Annotated in this window: 15 protein-coding genes and 1 tRNA gene; 15 read left to right on the forward strand and 1 reads right to left on the reverse strand. The window is 46.3% G+C overall.

The annotated features are described in order from the left end of the window. Positions 1-62: 62 nt before the first annotated feature. Positions 63-136: transfer RNA gene (locus ACTHPG_RS22515), tRNA-Arg, on the reverse strand. A 232-nt stretch (positions 137-368) separates the two neighbouring features. Here ACTHPG_RS22515 and ACTHPG_RS22520 point away from each other — a divergent pair. The 15 genes from ACTHPG_RS22520 to cobA all read left to right on the forward strand — a co-directional run bounded on the left by ACTHPG_RS22520 (position 369) and on the right by cobA (position 18710). Next, complete coding sequence (locus ACTHPG_RS22520; protein ID WP_440391657.1) at positions 369-1304, forward strand: hypothetical protein; 936 nt, start codon at positions 369-371, stop codon at positions 1302-1304. Positions 1305-1442: 138 nt separating this feature from the next. Then, positions 1443-2783 carry a trigger factor gene (tig, locus tag ACTHPG_RS22525; RefSeq protein ID WP_440391613.1) on the forward strand — a complete coding sequence of 447 codons (1341 nt, stop codon included), beginning with the start codon at positions 1443-1445 and terminating at the stop codon, positions 2781-2783. A 379-nt stretch (positions 2784-3162) separates the two neighbouring features. Continuing rightward, the gene (gene clpP, locus ACTHPG_RS22530; RefSeq protein WP_036605886.1) at positions 3163-3753 is read left to right on the forward strand and encodes an ATP-dependent Clp endopeptidase proteolytic subunit ClpP; all 591 of its coding nucleotides are present in this window, start codon (positions 3163-3165) and stop codon (positions 3751-3753) included. Between the two features lie 12 nt (positions 3754-3765). Next, positions 3766-5019 (forward strand): ATP-dependent protease ATP-binding subunit ClpX, encoded by a 1254-nt coding sequence (gene clpX / locus ACTHPG_RS22535; protein WP_253440333.1) that lies wholly within the window; start codon positions 3766-3768, stop codon positions 5017-5019. 120 nt (positions 5020-5139) lie between these two features. Continuing rightward, a complete protein-coding gene (gene ispG / locus ACTHPG_RS22540) occupies positions 5140-6237 on the forward strand; it encodes a flavodoxin-dependent (E)-4-hydroxy-3-methylbut-2-enyl-diphosphate synthase (RefSeq protein WP_339237119.1) in 1098 nt (365 codons plus the stop codon). A 167-nt stretch (positions 6238-6404) separates the two neighbouring features. Beyond that, positions 6405-8159: an ATP-dependent protease LonB gene (gene lonB, locus ACTHPG_RS22545; RefSeq protein ID WP_440391614.1), complete on the forward strand. Its 1755-nt coding sequence runs from the start codon at positions 6405-6407 to the stop codon at positions 8157-8159. Positions 8160-8245: 86 nt separating this feature from the next. After that, a complete protein-coding gene (gene lon, locus ACTHPG_RS22550) occupies positions 8246-10585 on the forward strand; it encodes an endopeptidase La (RefSeq protein ID WP_440391615.1) in 2340 nt (779 codons plus the stop codon). Between the two features lie 156 nt (positions 10586-10741). Continuing rightward, positions 10742-11398: a ribosome biogenesis GTP-binding protein YihA/YsxC gene (yihA, locus tag ACTHPG_RS22555; protein WP_440391616.1), complete on the forward strand. Its 657-nt coding sequence runs from the start codon at positions 10742-10744 to the stop codon at positions 11396-11398. Between the two features lie 267 nt (positions 11399-11665). Next, positions 11666-12253, forward strand: coding sequence for a non-ribosomal peptide synthetase module (locus ACTHPG_RS22560; RefSeq protein WP_440391617.1), 588 nt, complete (start codon positions 11666-11668; stop codon positions 12251-12253). A 301-nt stretch (positions 12254-12554) separates the two neighbouring features. Beyond that, positions 12555-12956, forward strand: a complete 402-nt coding sequence (gene speD / locus ACTHPG_RS22565) for an adenosylmethionine decarboxylase (protein ID WP_440391618.1) — start codon at positions 12555-12557, stop codon at positions 12954-12956. 344 nt (positions 12957-13300) lie between these two features. Next, positions 13301-14686: a glutamyl-tRNA reductase gene (gene hemA / locus ACTHPG_RS22570; protein WP_440391619.1), complete on the forward strand. Its 1386-nt coding sequence runs from the start codon at positions 13301-13303 to the stop codon at positions 14684-14686. 14 nt (positions 14687-14700) lie between these two features. Further along, entirely contained in the window at positions 14701-15528 is an 828-nt protein-coding gene (ccsA, locus tag ACTHPG_RS22575) for a cytochrome c biogenesis protein CcsA (RefSeq protein WP_440391620.1), read from the forward strand. Positions 15529-15533: 5 nt separating this feature from the next. Continuing rightward, entirely contained in the window at positions 15534-16184 is a 651-nt protein-coding gene (locus tag ACTHPG_RS22580) for a precorrin-2 dehydrogenase/sirohydrochlorin ferrochelatase family protein (RefSeq protein ID WP_440391621.1), read from the forward strand. 2 nt (positions 16185-16186) lie between these two features. Next, positions 16187-17143: a hydroxymethylbilane synthase gene (gene hemC / locus ACTHPG_RS22585; protein WP_440391622.1), complete on the forward strand. Its 957-nt coding sequence runs from the start codon at positions 16187-16189 to the stop codon at positions 17141-17143. Between the two features lie 4 nt (positions 17144-17147). Beyond that, positions 17148-18710, forward strand: coding sequence for a uroporphyrinogen-III C-methyltransferase (gene cobA, locus ACTHPG_RS22590; protein WP_440391624.1), 1563 nt, complete (start codon positions 17148-17150; stop codon positions 18708-18710). Positions 18711-18735: the final 25 nt, after the last annotated feature.

The raw sequence follows: 18735 nt of genomic DNA on the forward strand, positions 1-18735 counted from the left end.
AACCATTGGGGTTCTCATCCCCAGAACGCAAAAAAACTTCCCGAAGGAAGTTTTCTTTAATACGTCCCAGGAGGGATTCGAACCCCCGACCGACGCCTTAGAAGGGCGTTGCTCTATCCAGCTGAGCTACTGAGACATGATTTTTTCAAGCAAAATTGATTTTATCACATGCATACAGGAATATCAAGCATTTTATTTTGATGTATTTTTCGTATATGATATTTGGCGGCAGTAACGTTTTTTTCATTATATTTAAGGTTATGTTAGAATATCAGGAGAAATCAAAAATAGATCGACATTCAATATAATATATACATCTATTTAGGTTAATTCCAACTGGAAATTCAGGATATAGAGGAGGTGCTCCCATTAAGGAATCCACGACCCCGGAAACCGAGCATAACAACAATATTGTGCTGTTTCCTAAGACGCTGGACTATTACCAGATTCAATTGACAGTTATGCTTGAAAATGAACGGTATGGTGAAGCGATGAAATTGCTTCACTTTTTGCTGCAATGTCAGGGACAGGAAGAGCGCCACTATGATGAATGGCGAGCTCTGCTCGAATGGCTTCAGGCTGCGTTCCCTCAATATGAAGAAACCTCGCCTGCCTTTCTTGAAGAACGAGAAGAGGAAGAAGAGATCAGTGAGGAAGACATGGCACGGCATCATGCCCGAATGAAGCTTCAACAGGATGATGGCTATGCAGACAAGATGCTTCGCACAGCCATGGAAGAGCCGCTGTCTGAACAGACGATGCTGGCTTTGGAGCAACTGGCCTATCTTGATCTGCCGAAGATTGACGAGGCACTTACGAGTTGGTTAAGAGATAAGTCGCTTCACCCTCTTCTTCAATTTCGGGTGCTGCAGACCTTGCGTCGGCGAGGTGTTCAAGGTATGATCCAGTTTACGAGAGGCGAAGAGCAGGTTGAAGTCGAAATCGATACCGTACCTCTTAGACCAGAGGAATTCCCGCTCCAAATTGTTCAGATTCTGGAACGAGTGGCAGATCAGACGGAGGTTCATGAACCTACGCTCTTTTATTTTGCCCAGGAACTGTGGATACAATATGTCATGGCGGTGTATGGAACCCGCGATTATGTATCGATGCTGGAAGAAAATGATTCCATGACAGATATATGGGCAGCAGCTCTACATATGACCGTTGCAGACAGTTTGGGTGGTTCGCATGATGAGGAGAATACACGCTCAATGTATGCTGTGACAGGCGCGATGCGCTTTCGTCTGGAGCAGGCTTATCGTTCCATGAAACAGTTTGTATCAGCCGGTTTGGACGGTTAATCGAGGTCGGAAACGTTTTCCTTAAACTGTATCAAGGGATTCCCCTTGAAAAAGAATCTAATCTTGTTTATACTAAAATGGTTATTTTGTACGTGATTGCCTACGTGAACATGTGAATTTTGGAGGGGAAAGTATACAATGAAAGCAACTTGGGAAAAGATAGAGAAGAACCTTGGGGTTCTTGAGGTTGAAGTGGATGCGGATCGTGTAACTGCAGCACTCGACAAAGCTTTTAATAAAGTGGTTAAACAAGCAAACGTACCTGGATTCCGTAAAGGTAAAGTACCACGTTCCATCTTCGAAGCACGTTTTGGTGTTGAGAGCCTTTATCAAGAAGCAATCGACATTTTGCTTCCTGAAGCTTATACAGAAGCAATCGACCAAACGGATATCTTCCCGGTTGATCGTCCTGACGTAGATGTTGAACAATTCGCTAAAGGACAAACATTCAAGTTCAAAGCGAAAGTAACTGTGAAACCTGAAGTTACTCTGGGTGAGTACAAAGGAATCGAAGTTGCTGTAGCAAAAGGTGAAGTAACGGATGCAGAAGTGACTGAAGAACTTGAGCGTCTTCAACAACGTCACGCTGAACTCGTTGTAATCGACGAAGGTTCCGCTGCTAACGGTGACGTTGCAGTAATCGACTTCGACGGTTCCGTTGATGGTGTACCTTTCGAAGGTGGACAAGCTGAGCGTTATTCCCTGGAACTGGGTTCCAACACATTCATTCCTGGATTTGAAGAGCAAGTTGTGGGTCTGTCCACAGGTGACTTCAAAGACGTTGAAGTGACTTTCCCAGAGAGCTACCATGCAGCAGAACTTGCTGGCAAACAAGCGGTATTCAAAGTGAAAATTCACGAAATCAAACGCAAACAGCTTCCTGCATTGGATGATGAGTTTGCTAAAGATGTTAGCGAATTCGACACACTTGAAGAGTACAAAGCTGACCTGAAAACACAATTGGAATCCCGTAAAGCTGACGAAGCCAAAGCTGCACAGGAAAATGCAGTTGTAGAAAAAGTGGCTGAGAACGCTGAAGTGGACATTCCGGCTGCAATGGTTGACAGCGAAGTACAAAACATGATGCGTGATTTCGACAACCGTCTGCGTAACCAAGGTATGAACCTTGAAATGTTCCTGAGCTTCTCTGGCCAGACTCAAGCTGACCTGAGAGGACAAATGCAAGAAGATGCTTCCAAACGTGTTCGCAACAACCTGGTGCTTGAAGCTGTAGGTAAAGCGGAAAACATTGAAGTATCTGACGAAGAAGTGAATCAAGAACTCGAGAAAATGGCTGAATCTTACAAGCGTCCTGCTGAAGAGATCCGTGGCATCCTCGAAGGTAATGGTTCCCTGGACAGCCTTCGCGATGAAGTAAAACTGCGTAAAACAATTGACGTTCTTGTTGAGAACAGCACAGTTGTTGAACCAGTTGAAGCTCCAGCTGAAGAGGTTGTTGCAGAAGCTGACGAAAAATAAGACAAGCTGTAATCAACTTGTCAGTTGAATAAACGATAAGGCACGTGAACTATTGCGTGCCTTATTTTTAAATTATGACATCCATTTTATAGAAACTGAAGTAATTATATGGATGAATACTAATTTTATTGATCGGTGTACACTTTTTACATACCTATGTACTTCATGCAAATAAAAAACGGCAAGACGGCATAGGATGGCTTCAATTTGCACATACATAGAAAACATGGTTAAATATGATCAGGCTAAAAAAGTAAACAAACGGTTGTCTGACCTCTCTTGTGAAAAATGACATTGTCACAGGAAAGTGTTAGAATGAATTTGGGTTTGCTTTACAGGTGGCCTATGTCTAATTACATGTAGAAAAGAGGTTGGTCTCATGAGTCTGGTGCCAATGGTTATAGAACAAACCAATCGAGGCGAACGGTCTTACGATATATATTCACGTTTGCTGAAAGATCGCATTATCTTTCTAACCAGTGCGATTGATGACGATGTAGCCAATCTTGTCATAGCACAGCTTTTGTTTTTGGCAGCCGACGATCCTGAGAAGGATATCAGCTTGTACATTAACTCACCTGGTGGTTCTGTCACCGCAGGGATGGGTATATACGATACGATGCAGTTTATCAAGCCGGATGTATCTACCATTTGCGTAGGGATGGCAGCAAGCATGGGCTCGTTATTGCTAACAGCCGGTGCACCTGGCAAAAGATATGCGCTGACAAACAGCGAAGTAATGATTCATCAGCCGCTTGGCGGTATTCAAGGACAGGCTGCGGATATTAAGATACACGCAGAATGGATTATTAAAACACGTCAGAAACTGAATCAAATATACGTCGATCGTACGGGTCAGCCTCTTGAGAAAATTGAGCGGGATACAGACCGTGACTTCTTCATGAGCGCTGAAGAAGCTAAGACGTACGGCATTATTGACCAGGTGCTCAGTAGACCGATCAATTCCTAAAGGGGTGGTTTCATGTTTAAATTTAACGATGAAAAAGGGCAATTGAAATGCTCTTTTTGCGGTAAATCTCAGGAGCAGGTACGCAAGTTGGTCGCTGGACCAGGCGTGTACATTTGTGATGAATGTATCGAACTTTGCACTGAAATCGTTGAGGAAGAACTCGGTCATGATGAAGAAATAGACCTGAAAGATATTCCGAAACCAAAAGAAATTCGTAATATTCTGGATCAATATGTTATTGGACAGGAACAAGCGAAAAAATCATTGTCTGTTGCGGTGTATAATCATTACAAACGGATTAACACACAAAGCAAGATTGAAGACGTTGAATTGTCAAAGAGTAACATTTTGCTGTTAGGACCAACAGGTTCTGGTAAAACGTTGCTTGCGCAAACGATGGCAAAAATTCTGAATGTTCCTTTTGCGATTGCAGATGCTACTTCATTAACAGAAGCGGGTTATGTGGGTGAGGATGTAGAGAACATCCTGCTTAAGCTGATTCAAGCTGCTGATTATGATGTGGAAAAAGCAGAGCGTGGCATTATTTATATCGATGAGATTGATAAAGTAGCACGTAAATCCGAAAACCCATCCATTACTCGTGATGTATCGGGCGAAGGTGTGCAACAGGCTCTCTTGAAGATTCTTGAAGGAACTGTGGCTTCTGTACCACCACAAGGTGGCCGTAAGCATCCTCATCAAGAATTCATTCAGATCGATACAACGAACATCCTGTTCATTTGCGGCGGTGCCTTTGATGGTCTGGAGCAAATGATCAAACGCCGGATCGGTAAAAAAGTCATTGGCTTCAATACCGTTTCTGAGCAAAAAGACCTGAAACCAGGTGAATATCTGGGTATGGTATTGCCGGAAGATTTGCTGAAATTTGGTCTGATTCCGGAGTTTGTAGGCCGTCTGCCAGTCATCTCCACTTTGGAGCCGCTGGATGAAGATACATTGGTACGGATTCTTTCCGAACCGAAAAACGCGCTTACGAAACAGTACCAAAAACTGCTTGAGCTGGATAATGTGAACCTGGTATTTGAACCAGCTGCATTGCTCGCGATTGCCAAAGAAGCGATCAAACGTAACACGGGTGCACGTGGATTGCGTGCCATCATTGAAGGTATCATGCTTGAAATCATGTATGAAGTGCCTTCACGTGAAGATGTTACGAACTGTGTCATTACTGAAGAAGTGGTTGAGAAAAGAGTCGTGCCTGAACTAAGCCAATCGAAGGACGATAAGCAGGAAGAAAGCGCCTAATAAAGGTCTGAATCCCGTTGAACTCTGAATTATAGACTTGTCAGTTCTCCACTCTGGCAGAAGGCGAATTCATGTCTCTGTCAGGGTGGAGCTTTGACGTTGTGGGGAGAGAAATCACTCATGTATTTAAGACAGGATACACGTCCCGTAAAAGTGGGAAACGTAACGATCGGTGGCAGTAACGAAGTTATTATCCAAAGTATGTGTACAACCAAAACGGCAGACGTTGAAGCAACGGTAGCAGAGATTTTGCGACTGGAAGAAGCCGGCTGTCAAGTGGTACGTGTCACGGTGAATAATGAGGAAGCTGCTGCAGCCATCAAGGAAATCAAGAAACGCATTAATATACCGCTCGTAGCGGACATTCATTTTAACTATAAGCTGGCTTTGCTTGCGATTGAGAATGGTATTGATAAAGTACGGATTAATCCAGGCAACATCGGTAAACGTTCCAAAGTGGAAGAAGTTGTGAAAGCATGTAAAGAGCGTGGTATTCCAATTCGGATCGGGGTAAATGCGGGGTCTTTGGAAAACCATCTTCTTGAGAAGTATGGGTATCCTACGGCCGATGCTATGGTAGAAAGTGCATTGTATCACATTGGTATTCTGGAAGAGCTTGATTTTCACGATATCATCGTGTCACTCAAAGCATCGGATGTGCCGATGGCCATTGAGGCATATACCAAAGCAGCTCAGATCATACCGTATCCGTTGCATCTCGGAATCACTGAAGCAGGTACACTGTTCTCGGGTACGATTAAAAGCTCAGCAGGTATGGGAGCCTTGTTGTCCATGGGCATTGGTTCTACGATGCGGATATCACTGAGTGCAGACCCGGTAGAAGAAATCAAGGTTGCTCGTGATCTGCTCAAAACATTTGGACTAATTACAAATGCAGCCACATTGATCTCTTGCCCAACCTGTGGACGTTTGGATATCGATCTGTTCTCCATTGCCAACGAAGTGGAAGAGTATATCTCCAAACTGAAGGTGCCCATTAAAGTATCCGTGTTGGGTTGTGCAGTGAATGGTCCAGGTGAGGCAAAAGAAGCGGATATCGGGATTGCCGGTGCTCGTGGAGAAGGTCTCTTGTTCCGTCACGGCAAGATGATCCGTAAAGTGCCTGAAGAGATTATGGTTGAGGAATTGAAAAAAGAGATCGATAAAATCGTCGAAGCCTATGAAGAGACAGGTGTCATTCCTGGTCGTTCGCACTGATTGATTCATATCTGGTTACAACAAAAGCCCGCCAGCGATGGCGGGCTTTTGATATTCTCGCATACAAATTCCGCATCGCCCGTTTACGTCTCGCTGAAAAGGCTATACTACCAAGTATTAGCACGATCTCATGTGAGAATAGCGACAAAATAGGAGGATGTGAAGACATGGAATTTGGTATGGTCATCATGTTGATTCAGTTATTTTTTGGAGTGGTGATTGGTTTATATTTCTGGAACCTGCTGCGTGGCCAGAAAACGAACCGCAGTGCCGTTGAGCGAGAATCTCGCAAGGAACTGGAGAAGTTGCGCAAGCTGCGTTCAATCTCACTCACCAAGCCGTTGTCGGAGAAGACGCGTCCCGCGACCATTAACGATATTGTTGGACAAAAAGACGGGCTTCGTGCCCTTAAAGCTGCATTATGCAGTGCGAATCCGCAACATGTTATCATTTATGGTCCTCCCGGAGTCGGGAAGACAGCTGCCGCAAGGGTTGTGCTGGAAGAAGCGAAGAAGAATCCATCTTCTCCTTTCAAACCGGACGCCAAATTCACCGAGCTGGATGCAACAACAGCCCGTTTTGATGAACGTGGTATTGCGGATCCTCTAATCGGTTCGGTTCATGATCCGATATATCAGGGAGCAGGAGCCATGGGCGTTGCAGGTATTCCCCAACCGAAACCGGGGGCTGTGACGAAAGCGCACGGAGGCATGCTTTTTATTGATGAAATTGGTGAATTGCATTCCATCCAGATGAATAAGTTGTTGAAAGTGTTGGAGGATCGCAAGGTGTTTTTGGAGAGTGCGTACTATAACTCGGAAGACACGCATACTCCTGCTTATATCCACGATATTTTTCAAAATGGTTTGCCAGCCGACTTCCGCCTTGTTGGAGCAACGACACGTTCACCGCATGAACTGCCACCAGCTTTGCGTTCGCGCTGCATGGAAGTTTATTTCCGCCCTTTGTTGCCTGAGGAGATTGGACAAATTGCAGAAGATGCAGTTCAGAAAATAGGGTTCAGTCCATGTCCGGATGCCGTTGATGTGGTTAAGCGATATGCAACCAATGGGCGTGAAGCCGTCAATATCATCCAGCTTGCTGCTGGACTTGCGTTGACAGAGAAGCGTGAGACGCTTCAGGCGTCCGATGTGGAGTGGGTGGCTGGTAGTAGCCAGATTCAGCCCCGGCCTGACCGAAAGGTCCCCTCACAGCCGCAGGTGGGGTTTGTGAACGGCTTGGCGGTATATGGACCGAATATGGGAACCATTTTGGAAATTGAAGTGTCTGCTGTTCCTGCCCTTAAGGATCAAGGCCGAATCAACATTACAGGCGTTGTGGATGAAGAAGAGATTGGAGGCGGTTCGCGTACACTCCGGCGAAAAAGTATGGCTAAAGGCTCGGTTGAAAATGTGTTAACCGTATTAAAAGCCATGGGTATTCGTCCGAATGATTATGATTTACACGTGAATTTCCCAGGTGGGACACCTATTGATGGACCATCCGCCGGGATTGCCATGGCGACGGCCATTACATCAGCCATTCAGGGACGCCCTGTGGATCATGAGACAGCGATGACTGGCGAGATCAGTATTCATGGTCGGGTAAAGCCTATTGGTGGGGTGCTGGCCAAGGTGGAGGCTGCTTTTCAGGCGGGAGCAAAGACGGTTATTATTCCTGCGGAGAACTGGCAGTCCATTTTCGAGAATCTGGATGGCTTGCGCGTTATTCCGGTAGATACGGTACAGGACGTATTCCGTGAAGTGTTCGCCTGGGTTCCGGAATCACAACAGATGGAACAGACGAAGCTTGCAGAGGAGGCAATTGCACCTGCACCGGAGATTTTTCCACCGGCATCCGCTTCCTATTTGCGTGCTGACGTGCCTCGTCCAGGACAGGTTACAGATTCGGGAAGCTGCTAAGCGCTTCCCTTCATTGGTTTTTTATGTGAACATTTGATAGAATAATGAATGACTACAACCTGAGAGCCATTGGAGGTGCGAAAGCGATGGGACCGAGCAAAGTAAAAGGTCGTCGTTTTCCTTTACTGCCTTTAAGAGGACTTCTCGTCTACCCGAGTATGGTACTGCATCTCGATGTGGGCCGGGAGAAATCGGTCAAGGCTTTAGAAAAAGCGATGGTAGAAGAACATTTGATTCTCCTATGTTCCCAAGCCGAAGTAAATATTGAAGAACCAACACAAGAGGACATTTTCAGAATCGGAACCGTGGCCAAGGTCAGACAGATGCTGAAGCTTCCGAACGGTACGATTCGTGTACTCGTGGAAGGCTTGGAACGGGCCGAAATTATTGAATATACGGACAATGAGGAATATTATGAAGTACTGGCCAAAGAGCTGCCTGAAGAGGAGAATACCCATCCAGAGACGGATGCCTTGATGCGTACTGTTCTGAACCAGTTCGAGAATTATATTAATCTGTCCAAAAAGGTGACACCAGAGACACTCGCAGCGGTGTCTGACATCGAAGAACCAGGGCGACTGGCTGATGTCATCACGAGTCACCTGTCCTTGAAGATCAAGGATAAACAGGAAATTCTGGAGACCATCGATGTGCGGGAACGTCTGGAGAAATTGCTGGATATCCTGAACAATGAGCGCGAAGTGCTGGAGCTTGAACGCAAGATCAGCCAACGTGTGAAGAAACAGATGGAGAAAACGCAAAAGGAATATTATCTGCGCGAGCAGATGAAAGCGATCCAGAAAGAACTGGGTGAAAAAGAAGGTCGTGCAGGTGAGGTTGAGGAACTTCGCAATCAGATGGAAGAACTCGGCTTGCCGGACAAAGTGAAAGAAAAGGTTGAGAAAGAAATTGATCGACTGGAGAAAATGCCTGCAAGCTCAGCCGAGGGCGGAGTCATTCGCAACTACGTGGATTGGCTGCTCGGCCTTCCTTGGAGCCAAATGACAGCAGATGATCTGGATATCCAAAAAGCCGAGGATGTGCTCAACGCAGATCATTACGGGTTGGAAAAGCCCAAAGAACGTGTGCTTGAATATCTGGCTGTCCAGAAGCTCGTCAAAAAGCTCAAAGGGCCAATTCTCTGCCTGGTTGGACCTCCGGGGGTCGGTAAAACATCACTTGCCCGTTCGATCGCAAGATCACTGGGGCGGGAGTTTGTTAGAATCTCTCTTGGCGGCGTGCGTGATGAAGCTGAGATTCGTGGACACCGACGCACCTATGTAGGAGCTATGCCTGGTCGTATCATTCAAGGGATGAAAACGGCGGGTTCACTTAATCCGGTATTCCTGCTCGACGAGATCGATAAGATGGCTTCGGATTTCCGCGGAGACCCTTCGGCAGCGTTACTTGAAGTCCTGGATCCGGAACAGAACAATACGTTTAGTGATCATTTTGTAGAATTGCCGTTTGACTTATCCAACGTTATGTTTATAACAACTGCCAACACGGTACACAATATTCCGCGTCCATTGCTGGATCGGATGGAAATGCTCAACATCCCTGGTTACACAGAGCTGGAGAAGCTGCAAATTGCTAAAAACTATTTGTTGCCCAAACAGAAGCAGGACCATGGTCTGGAAGAAGAGCAACTGGAAATTCCGGATGACGCGCTCTTGCGTGTAATTCGTGAGTATACACGGGAGTCAGGTGTGCGTAATCTGGAACAACAGATGGCTTCGTTATGCCGGAAAGCTGCCAAGAATATCGTATCTGGTGCAGAGGGGCAGATTAGTATCACATCAGATAAGATCAAAGACTACCTTGGACCTGGCAAGTTCCGTTATGGCATGGCCGAACTGGAGGATCAGATTGGTACCGTAACGGGTCTGGCGTGGACTGAAGTGGGCGGAGATACCCTTGTTATTGAAGTGACAGTTGTGCCTGGAACAGGTAAATTGACTCTGACGGGTAAACTGGGGGATGTCATGAAGGAATCGGCACAAGCCGCATTCAGTTACACGCGTTCCAAAGCTACTCAGCTCGGGATCGCGCCAGACTTCCATGAGAAGAACGATATCCATATTCACGTTCCGGAAGGAGCGATTCCGAAGGATGGTCCATCTGCTGGAATTACGATGGCAACAGCGTTAATCTCAGCCCTGACGAACAAACATGTGTCCAAGGATATCGCGATGACTGGTGAAATAACATTGCGTGGACGTGTATTGCCAATTGGTGGTTTGAAAGAGAAATCACTGGCAGCCCATCGTGCAGGTTATAAAAAAATATTATTGCCCAAGGATAACGAACGGGACCTGCGTGACATTCCAGACAGCATCAAGGAAGATGTGGAGTTTGTCCCTGTAGCCCATATGGATCAGGTATTGCAGCATGCGCTTGTTGAGCAGGCAGGAATTCACCTGTAATCCATGTATCCGAAAGGTTCGTATGAAGATTAGACCGTTCTGCGGAGGCTTCGGCGTCCGCTGGAACGGTTTTTTTGGTATGATAGAACAATCCATGGCATAATAACTTTAACAGGTTATGCATAGCAAAGGCGTTCAAGAGAGGAAAGATACAATATGAAAGTAAATCAATCTGAATTTATTATCAGTGCCGTTCGGCCTGAACAATACCCCGATGACGGTCTGCCAGAGATTGCGTTGGCGGGACGCTCCAATGTGGGGAAATCTTCCCTGATCAACCGTTTGATCAATCGTAAAAATCTGGCTCGGACGAGTGCAACACCAGGTAAAACACAGCAGCTGAACTATTATAAAATTAATCAGGATCTCTACTTCGTCGATTTCCCGGGATATGGCTACGCTAAAGTTTCCAAAGAGCAACGCTTTGCCTGGGGTAAGATGATGGAGAAATACTTGCTCGGACGCGAGGAATTGAAACTGGTTATGCAGATGGTGGATATGAGACATGAGCCATCCAAGGAAGACAAGATGATGAATGAATGGCTTCGTCATAACGGATTGCCTTTGGTTGTGGTAGCAACCAAGATGGACAAGATCCCCAAAACACGCAGAGCCAAACATATCAAAGTCATTAAGGAATCTTTGGGTCTTCGTTCAGGGGATTTGTTTGTACCGTTTTCATCCGAAGAGGGATTGGGGAAAGAAGAGTTATGGGACATCATTACCCGCCATGCCCGCATTGATAAGTATGCACCAGTGCCGGATGCAGAGAGTGCTTCTGAAGAGGAAGAAAACAATCAAATTAACGGATAACCGAGCTAGCATACTATTTTAGTGCGCGAATGGGAGCATGCTAAGTGAAACGTTGTTGAGATCAAGATTAATCCGGTTTTTTATGGGATTTCGTGAGGATTCATTATCTGGGTCTGGAGCATATTAGCGTTAGGGTAGTGTATAATGAGCATAGGTGCATGTTGCCAACAGTACCAAAAATACCGGCTTTGCCGGCCTGAAGAATTTTGAGATTACTGCTTCATGTGCAGGAAGGCAAAACAATCGGGAAAGAATTGAGGGATTTGTATGGCTCAGCGGTTAGCCACAGAGTATGTTAAGGCGACTATGAAATTGTCAGAACCCCAGATGCATCAGTTTTTGCGCATGACAGAAGACGGCCGTCTCCATCATCGGGTTAAGGTGTTGGACAATGGATGTCAGGAGATTGTGCTGGGGGATGTAAGTGGAGAAGAGGTTCATTTCCCATTTGACCGCATAGAAGGATTTTATATCTGTGAGTTATCTTGCCGCCTGGTGAATCTGCATCTGACCAACGTTGTCCGAAAACTCTTTATGACTTTTAAGGGTGACGGGGTTGTTCATCGGATCTATAAAGGGTTCACCATGACGTATGTTTATGCTCAAGGCACTGTCCGCAAAATTGTGGAGACAACCGGGGAGAACACCCGAGTGATCTATGAATACAAAAATACGTTGCTTGAATTGCAACATCTGTTCCAGGCGAGAGATGTAGAACGCGAAATCAACCGTGTGTATGCCGAGATTGATTCACTGCTGGACAATAGAAAAGATGCGACTGCTGAACAGCTTCAACAGATTGATCAGAGACTTGTGCGTTATCAAAAACGGTTGTTTGAGCTTGAAGCTTATTAACCTGAAATTGTATGTTTATACATGTATATGAATGTAATAAATCCCCTTGTTTCTTCCGGGCAGTGGTACTTGCCAATGCGGAGGTTTCAGGCGGATTTTTTTATTTTACAATCTTCTGGAAAAGGGTTGATTTCACGCTGATTCAATGTTATTTTTAATCTCGTTGAAAACAATATAGGAACCAGGATTCACTCAGGACATTATATGTTGCGGGAGATTTTTCCCTCGGGAAGTGAATGACGTAGGTCCTAGCGGATGAAATTTTTCAAACATTTTATTCCTAGGAAGGGGGAACCGAAGGATGGAATATTCAACTTTCGGAAGACACGTTGCTGTTGATACTTGGGGTGTCGACTTTAATCTACTGAACAATGCGGAGTACTTGCAAGCCCAAATGGTTGAAGCAGCGGAGGCATGTGGCGCGACAGTAATGTCCGTGCAGTCCAAGCAGTTTGACCCGCAGGGAGCAACCGTACTAGTACTATTGTCTGAGAGCCATCTCTCCATTCATACGTATCCTGAGAGAGGTTTTGCAGCGATTGATTGTTACACTTGTGGGGATACCGTTGACCCACAGCTGGCCATTGACTATCTGGTATCCGTATTAAAGCCTGAAAAAACGTATGCAAAGAAGCTGGTACGTGGATTGGGCGAATTGCAAGTGGAAACACCAGAGATGAACAACCAGATCGAACGGGTTTAAATAATTATAAGTATATTGCATACAAAATGTTCACATATCGGGATGGGCTCATAACCTCCCAAGCTCAAATAGTCATGGAATTATTCCATGACTATTTGTTTTAATATCCATATCGTTATGAATATGAGAATCGACACATTTTAACGCATAACGGTGAACTTTGGTGAGACACTACAATAAATGACAGTGCATATGATGATGAACATGGGGATTTCATAAACATTTCATAAAAATGACCCGGTCAAGGCTATGATGTGTGATATAATTAACCATGTCAATCATAAATGGATAGACATATGCAGTAAGCACTTTGATTGGAAATTTATTAGGCAGGTGAACTTGCAATGCACATCGTTGTCGTTGGTTTGAATTATCGCACGGCGCCTGTAGAGGTTAGGGAACGATTCACATTTGCAGAAAAGGACTTGTCTGAAGCGCTGCAGCAGCTCAAGCTGACCAAGAGTGTATTGGAAGGTGTAATCGTAGCCACATGTAACCGTACCGAGTTGTATGTTGTGGTGGACCGTCTTCACATGTGTGGTTATTTTATTCGAACATTCATGGAACAATGGTTTAATGTACCACGGGAAGAATTTACGCAACACTTATATATATATGAAGATGACCAAGCCATGCGCCATTTGTTCCGTGTGATCTGCGGACTGGATTCCATGGTCATTGGTGAGACTCAGATTCTTGGACAGGTGAAACAGGCTTTTCTTAAAGCGCAGGAAGAGAAATCAACAGGCACCTGGTTTAATATGCTGTTCAAGCAGGCAGTTACGCTGGGCAAACGGGCACATTCGGAGACTTCCATCGGGGAGAGCGCCGTATCTGTCAGTTATGCTGCTGTTGAGCTCGGTAAGAGGATTTTTGGCATGTTCACAGACAAGAAGGTGCTCATTTTGGGTGCCGGCAAGATGAGTGAACTAACCGTGAAACATCTTTATGCGAACGGGGCATCCGAAGTCATCGTAGCGAATCGTACGCTCGCAAGAGCCGAAGAATTGGCAGCCAAGTTCCGGGGTACACCTTGTACGATGGAACAGGCATTAGATCGGCTTAATGAAGTTGACATTGTAATTAGTTCCACTGGAGCTGAACGATATGTCATGGATGCAGCAGTGGTACGGGAGAGCATGAAGCGTCGTCAATCTCGTCCATTGTTCCTGATTGATATTGCGGTTCCGCGCGATATTGATCCGGCGATTGGTGAATTATCCAACGTATTTCTCTATGACATTGATGATCTGGAAGGAATCGTGGAGAGTAACCTGGAGATGCGTAAGGCGGAAGCTGCCAAAATTGAGAGAATGATCGAGCTTGAGATGGAAGATTATTATCATTGGCTCAAAACGTTGGGGGTTCGTCCCGTTATTCGTGCTTTGCAGGAAAAAGGTGTCTCCATTCATGAAGAAACGATGGATAGCCTGTTTAATAAACTGCCTGAGCTTGATGAACATCAACGTAAAGTCATTCGTCGTTTGACCAAGAGTATTGTGAATCAAATGACGACAGATCCGATTAATCGGATTAAGGAAATGGCAGGCACGAAGCAAGGTGACGAAGCTCTGCGCATGTTTACTCAGATTTTCGCTCTGGAAGATGCAGTGGAGATGGCTGCTGAAAAAGTGAGTCAGAGTGATGCTACAGCTTTGGCAAAACCAGCCGCTCATCTTAACGAAAACCGGCAAGACCCCGTGCCGGCTTATGCTCCGGCAGGCGTATAAGGCGGGTGGGCAGCTTGACCCTTGCTGAACAAGTCTATGAAGCTCTAATCTATATGTATGCCCTGAGCCTACTGTTCTATTTCTCGGACTGCATTCGACGCAATGCGGGGGCGAAGCGGACAGGCACAGGGTTTCTTGTTGTTGTTTGGGGACTGCAGGTTACACATGTCATACTGCGCATGTGGACCGAAGGCCATTTCCCAATTTACACGACCTTTGATTTTTTGTTTATCTTTTCATTCAGTATTGTGCTGATGTCTCTCGTCATGACCCGTATCCAGCGTTCCGAATTTGTGATTTTGTTGCTGAATGTTGTAGGTTTTTCCGTTACTGTACTAAACCGATTATGGTTTACGGCCGGAGAGATATCACTGCATAACTGGCAGACGGTACATGGATTACTCATCATGCATATCACCTTGGCGAATCTTGGTTTTGCGGCGTTGACCGTCGCTACGGTATTTGCCTTGTTATATCTGTTCCTGCACCATAAGTTGAAGAAAAAAAAGTGGAATGATACGATGCGACGGCTGCCAAGCCTGGAAGTGATCGGTAAGTATATGGACGGTGCTACGTTGATCGGAACACCGCTCCTAGGTGTTTCTGTGATGCTTGCCGTATTATCCATTGTGGCGGAAAGACGCTGGATTCTACTCCTGGATCTCAAAGTTATTGCGACAGGCCTTGCCATAGCCATCTATGTAGGTTACTTCGTATCCAAGAAAAGAAAACAGTTCTCTACGATGATCATGGCAAGATGGACATTGATCGGGTACGGATTTGTCATTGTGAGTTTTTTATCCAATGCGTATTCAGCGTTTCATCGTTGGACGGGAGAGTGAAGGGGATGGAACGTTACACACCGATATTTGTGAATACTTCAGGCAAGAATTGCTGTGTGGTTGGTGGTGGACGTGTTGCCGAGCGCAAAATTAAGGGATTGCTGCATGCCGAGGCACAGATTACGGTGATTAGTCCGGAGCTTACTCCCGTATTAAAACAATTGCATCATGAATCCCGAATTCAATGGATAGATCGGTCCTACCGCAATGGAGATTTGCGGGGGGCCTTTCTCGTATATGCAGCGACTGACCGGTCAGAGGTCAATGCAGCTGTGGTTCGGGATGCTGAAGCTGAGGGCATACTGGTGAATGACGCGATGTCCTCGGAGCACAGCAGTTTTATTACGCCCAGCGTGGTCAGGCGTGGGAGATTAAGCATAGCGATATCCACCGCAGGAGCAGGGCCGGCAGCAGCTGCAGAGATACGTGCCACACTAGAACGACAGTTCGGTGATGAGTATGAGACGTACCTTGAGTTTTTGCACCAGATGAGGACCGAGGTGAAGGCACGCGTATCTTCTTCTAGGCAGAGAAGCACTTTGCTTCGGCAGTTAACTGAGATGCACATATTAGAAGACATTCGTACAGGTCATTTTCAGTGGTGGACCGAAGAAGAAATCGGGAACTGGATATCCCGCAATCAGGAGGAAGTATAGATATGCGTACAATTAAAGTTGGTAGTAGACAGAGCGCGCTTGCGCTAACCCAGACAGGCCATGTCATTCAGGATTTACGCGACATTTGTGAGCGGGAAGGATTAGTTTTTGACTTTGAAGTACATAAGATTGTTACGAAGGGAGATCTCATTCTGGATGTAACGCTGTCAAAAGTGGGAGGCAAAGGATTGTTTGTCAAAGAGATTGAACAGGCGATGCTTGATCGTACCATTGATATGGCTGTGCACAGTATGAAGGACATGCCTTCCGAGTTACCTGAAGGATTAGTTAATGGTGCTGTTCCCCGTCGTGCAGATCCACGGGATGCGTTAATTTCAAATGGTGGACTTACTCTGGATCAACTGCCAGAAGGGGCAAGAGTTGGTACAAGCAGCCTGCGCAGGTCCAGTCAACTGAAGGCCTATCGCCCGGATTTGCAATTGGAATCGCTTCGCGGCAATATCGATTCCCGTCTGCGGAAGCTGGAGACCGAAGGTCTTGATGCGATTATTCTGGCTGCTGCAGGGTTGTACCGGATGGGGTGGGAAGACCGGATTACCGAGTACTTGACCGAGACAGCTTGCCTTCCGGCTGTGGGCCAGGGTGCGCTTGGTATTGAATGTCGTGAAGACGATGAGGAATTGTTACACTTGTTGCAGCTGTATAACGATCCCGAGACAGCATTTCCTGTACTGGCGGAACGCCGTTTTCTCAGTGTATTGAATGGGGGCTGTCAGGTTCCGATTGGTGCTCATGCGGTATGGCTGCCTCAGCAAGATGCAGATTCCCTCAATGGCAAAAACACGTTACAATTAACAGGTATGGTCGGTACACCGGATGGTGGACTGATTCTTAAGGAAGCTCTGACTGGCAAAGACCCGGTTCGTCTGGGAGAAGAAGTGGCTTGGAGATTGATCGAACGGGGAGCAGAGCAGATACTGGCAGAAGTTAGGGGATGAAGACATGGTGGGGAAGGTTTTTTTGGTAGGAGCAGGTCCTGGGGATGCAAAGCTGATTACGGTAAAAGGGTGGGAATCCATCGGTAAAGCCGATGCTGTAGTCTATGATCGTTTGGCAAGTCCGAGATTGTTAAAACAAATGAAACCCGGCGCGGTTAAGATTTACGTGGGCAAGCGCCCGGATCGGCATACGATGAAACAGGAAGAGATCAATCAACTGCTGGTTGATCTGGCTCTCGAAGGCAAGGTTGTGGTTCGGCTTAAGGGCGGCGATCCGACGATCTTTGGACGCGTCGGCGAAGAGGCAGATTTGCTGCACAAGAACGGAATTCCATTTGAGATTGTGCCTGGGGTAACAGCTGCGATAAGTGTACCTGCTTATGCCGGAATTCCCGTGACACACCGTGACTATGCGTCCTCCATCTCTATCATTACGGGGCATGAAAGTCCGGACAAGCTCGATCGCAGCATCCATTGGGATAAAGTAACGAATGCAACGGGCACACTTGTATTTATGATGGGTGTTGCCAAAATTGGATATATCAGCGAACAGTTGATTCGTCATGGTCGTCCAGCGCAGACACCGGTAGCTCTTATTCGTTGGGGAACAAGAGCAGAACAGGATACCATTACAGGTACCCTTGAAGATATAGAAGCGAAAGTGATTGCGGCCAATTTCCAACCGCCAGCTGTTATTGTGGTGGGGGATGTCGTGAATCAACGGGAACAGTTGAAATGGGCAGAAGCGCTACCGCTGTTTGGCAAACGAATCCTGGTGACCCGAGCTCGCAGTCAGGCGAGTGAACTTGTGGATCGCATTGAGGAACTGGGCGGGGAGCCGTATGAGTTTCCGGTCATTGAGACGGTTATGCCGTCCAGTGAATCTGCGAAGCAAAGTGTCAAAGACGCGTTCAGTGCTTTAAATACCTTTGACTGGGTATTTTTCACAAGTGTGAACGGCGTGGAGTTTTTCTTCCGCCATCTGGAACAGGAAGGCAAGGATATTCGCTCAATTCATCAAGCGAGAATTGCTGCCGTAGGACCTGCTACAGCAGACGCTTTGCGTAAACATGGAATCGTTGCTGAGGTGGTCAAAGGACCTTTCCAGGCCGAAGGTATGCTTGAGGCTTTTGAAAGTGAATTGAAGGAAGGCCAGAAGGTACTGCTTCCGCACGGTGATCTGGCCCGTACGTGGTTACGTGACCAGTTGAGAGAACGAGGGCTTCAAGTCACTGAAGCCATCATCTATGATACGATCCTCGCCGGTGAGGATGATGATGAACTGCTCAAGCTGCTTGAAGAAGGCGGTATTCACGCGGTGACCTTTACAAGTTCATCGACGGTAACCAACTTCATGAGTATGTTGAAACGTATGGGGTTGCAAGATCCGTTGTCTTTATTAGAAGACGTAGAGGTTGCATGTATCGGACCGGTTACAGCGAAGACCGCAGAGGCCGCTGGACTAAAGGTTACTCTGATGGCAGAGGAAGCGACGATGGATAGCTTGATCACAGTTCTGTGTGACTGGAAACGGACAGGTACCCAAGAAGGAGCTCTTCGGAATTAATACACATGTAATATGTCAACAATGA

Source organism: Paenibacillus sp. SAF-068, assembly GCF_051967555.1.
Taxonomy (GTDB): domain Bacteria; phylum Bacillota; class Bacilli; order Paenibacillales; family Paenibacillaceae; genus Paenibacillus.

Coding starts and splice junctions, on each gene's coding strand:
- hemC (WP_440391622.1), top strand. CDS start 16,187: ATGCGTACAATTAAAGTTGGTAGTAGACAGAGCGCGCTTGCGCTAACC.
- ACTHPG_RS22580 (WP_440391621.1), top strand. CDS start 15,534: ATGGAACGTTACACACCGATATTTGTGAATACTTCAGGCAAGAATTGC.
- tig (WP_440391613.1), top strand. CDS start 1,443: ATGAAAGCAACTTGGGAAAAGATAGAGAAGAACCTTGGGGTTCTTGAG.
- ispG (WP_339237119.1), top strand. CDS start 5,140: ATGTATTTAAGACAGGATACACGTCCCGTAAAAGTGGGAAACGTAACG.
- clpP (WP_036605886.1), top strand. CDS start 3,163: ATGAGTCTGGTGCCAATGGTTATAGAACAAACCAATCGAGGCGAACGG.
- ACTHPG_RS22560 (WP_440391617.1), top strand. CDS start 11,666: ATGGCTCAGCGGTTAGCCACAGAGTATGTTAAGGCGACTATGAAATTG.
- speD (WP_440391618.1), top strand. CDS start 12,555: ATGGAATATTCAACTTTCGGAAGACACGTTGCTGTTGATACTTGGGGT.
- lonB (WP_440391614.1), top strand. CDS start 6,405: ATGGAATTTGGTATGGTCATCATGTTGATTCAGTTATTTTTTGGAGTG.
- cobA (WP_440391624.1), top strand. CDS start 17,148: ATGGTGGGGAAGGTTTTTTTGGTAGGAGCAGGTCCTGGGGATGCAAAG.
- clpX (WP_253440333.1), top strand. CDS start 3,766: ATGTTTAAATTTAACGATGAAAAAGGGCAATTGAAATGCTCTTTTTGC.
- lon (WP_440391615.1), top strand. CDS start 8,246: ATGGGACCGAGCAAAGTAAAAGGTCGTCGTTTTCCTTTACTGCCTTTA.
- yihA (WP_440391616.1), top strand. CDS start 10,742: ATGAAAGTAAATCAATCTGAATTTATTATCAGTGCCGTTCGGCCTGAA.
- hemA (WP_440391619.1), top strand. CDS start 13,301: ATGCACATCGTTGTCGTTGGTTTGAATTATCGCACGGCGCCTGTAGAG.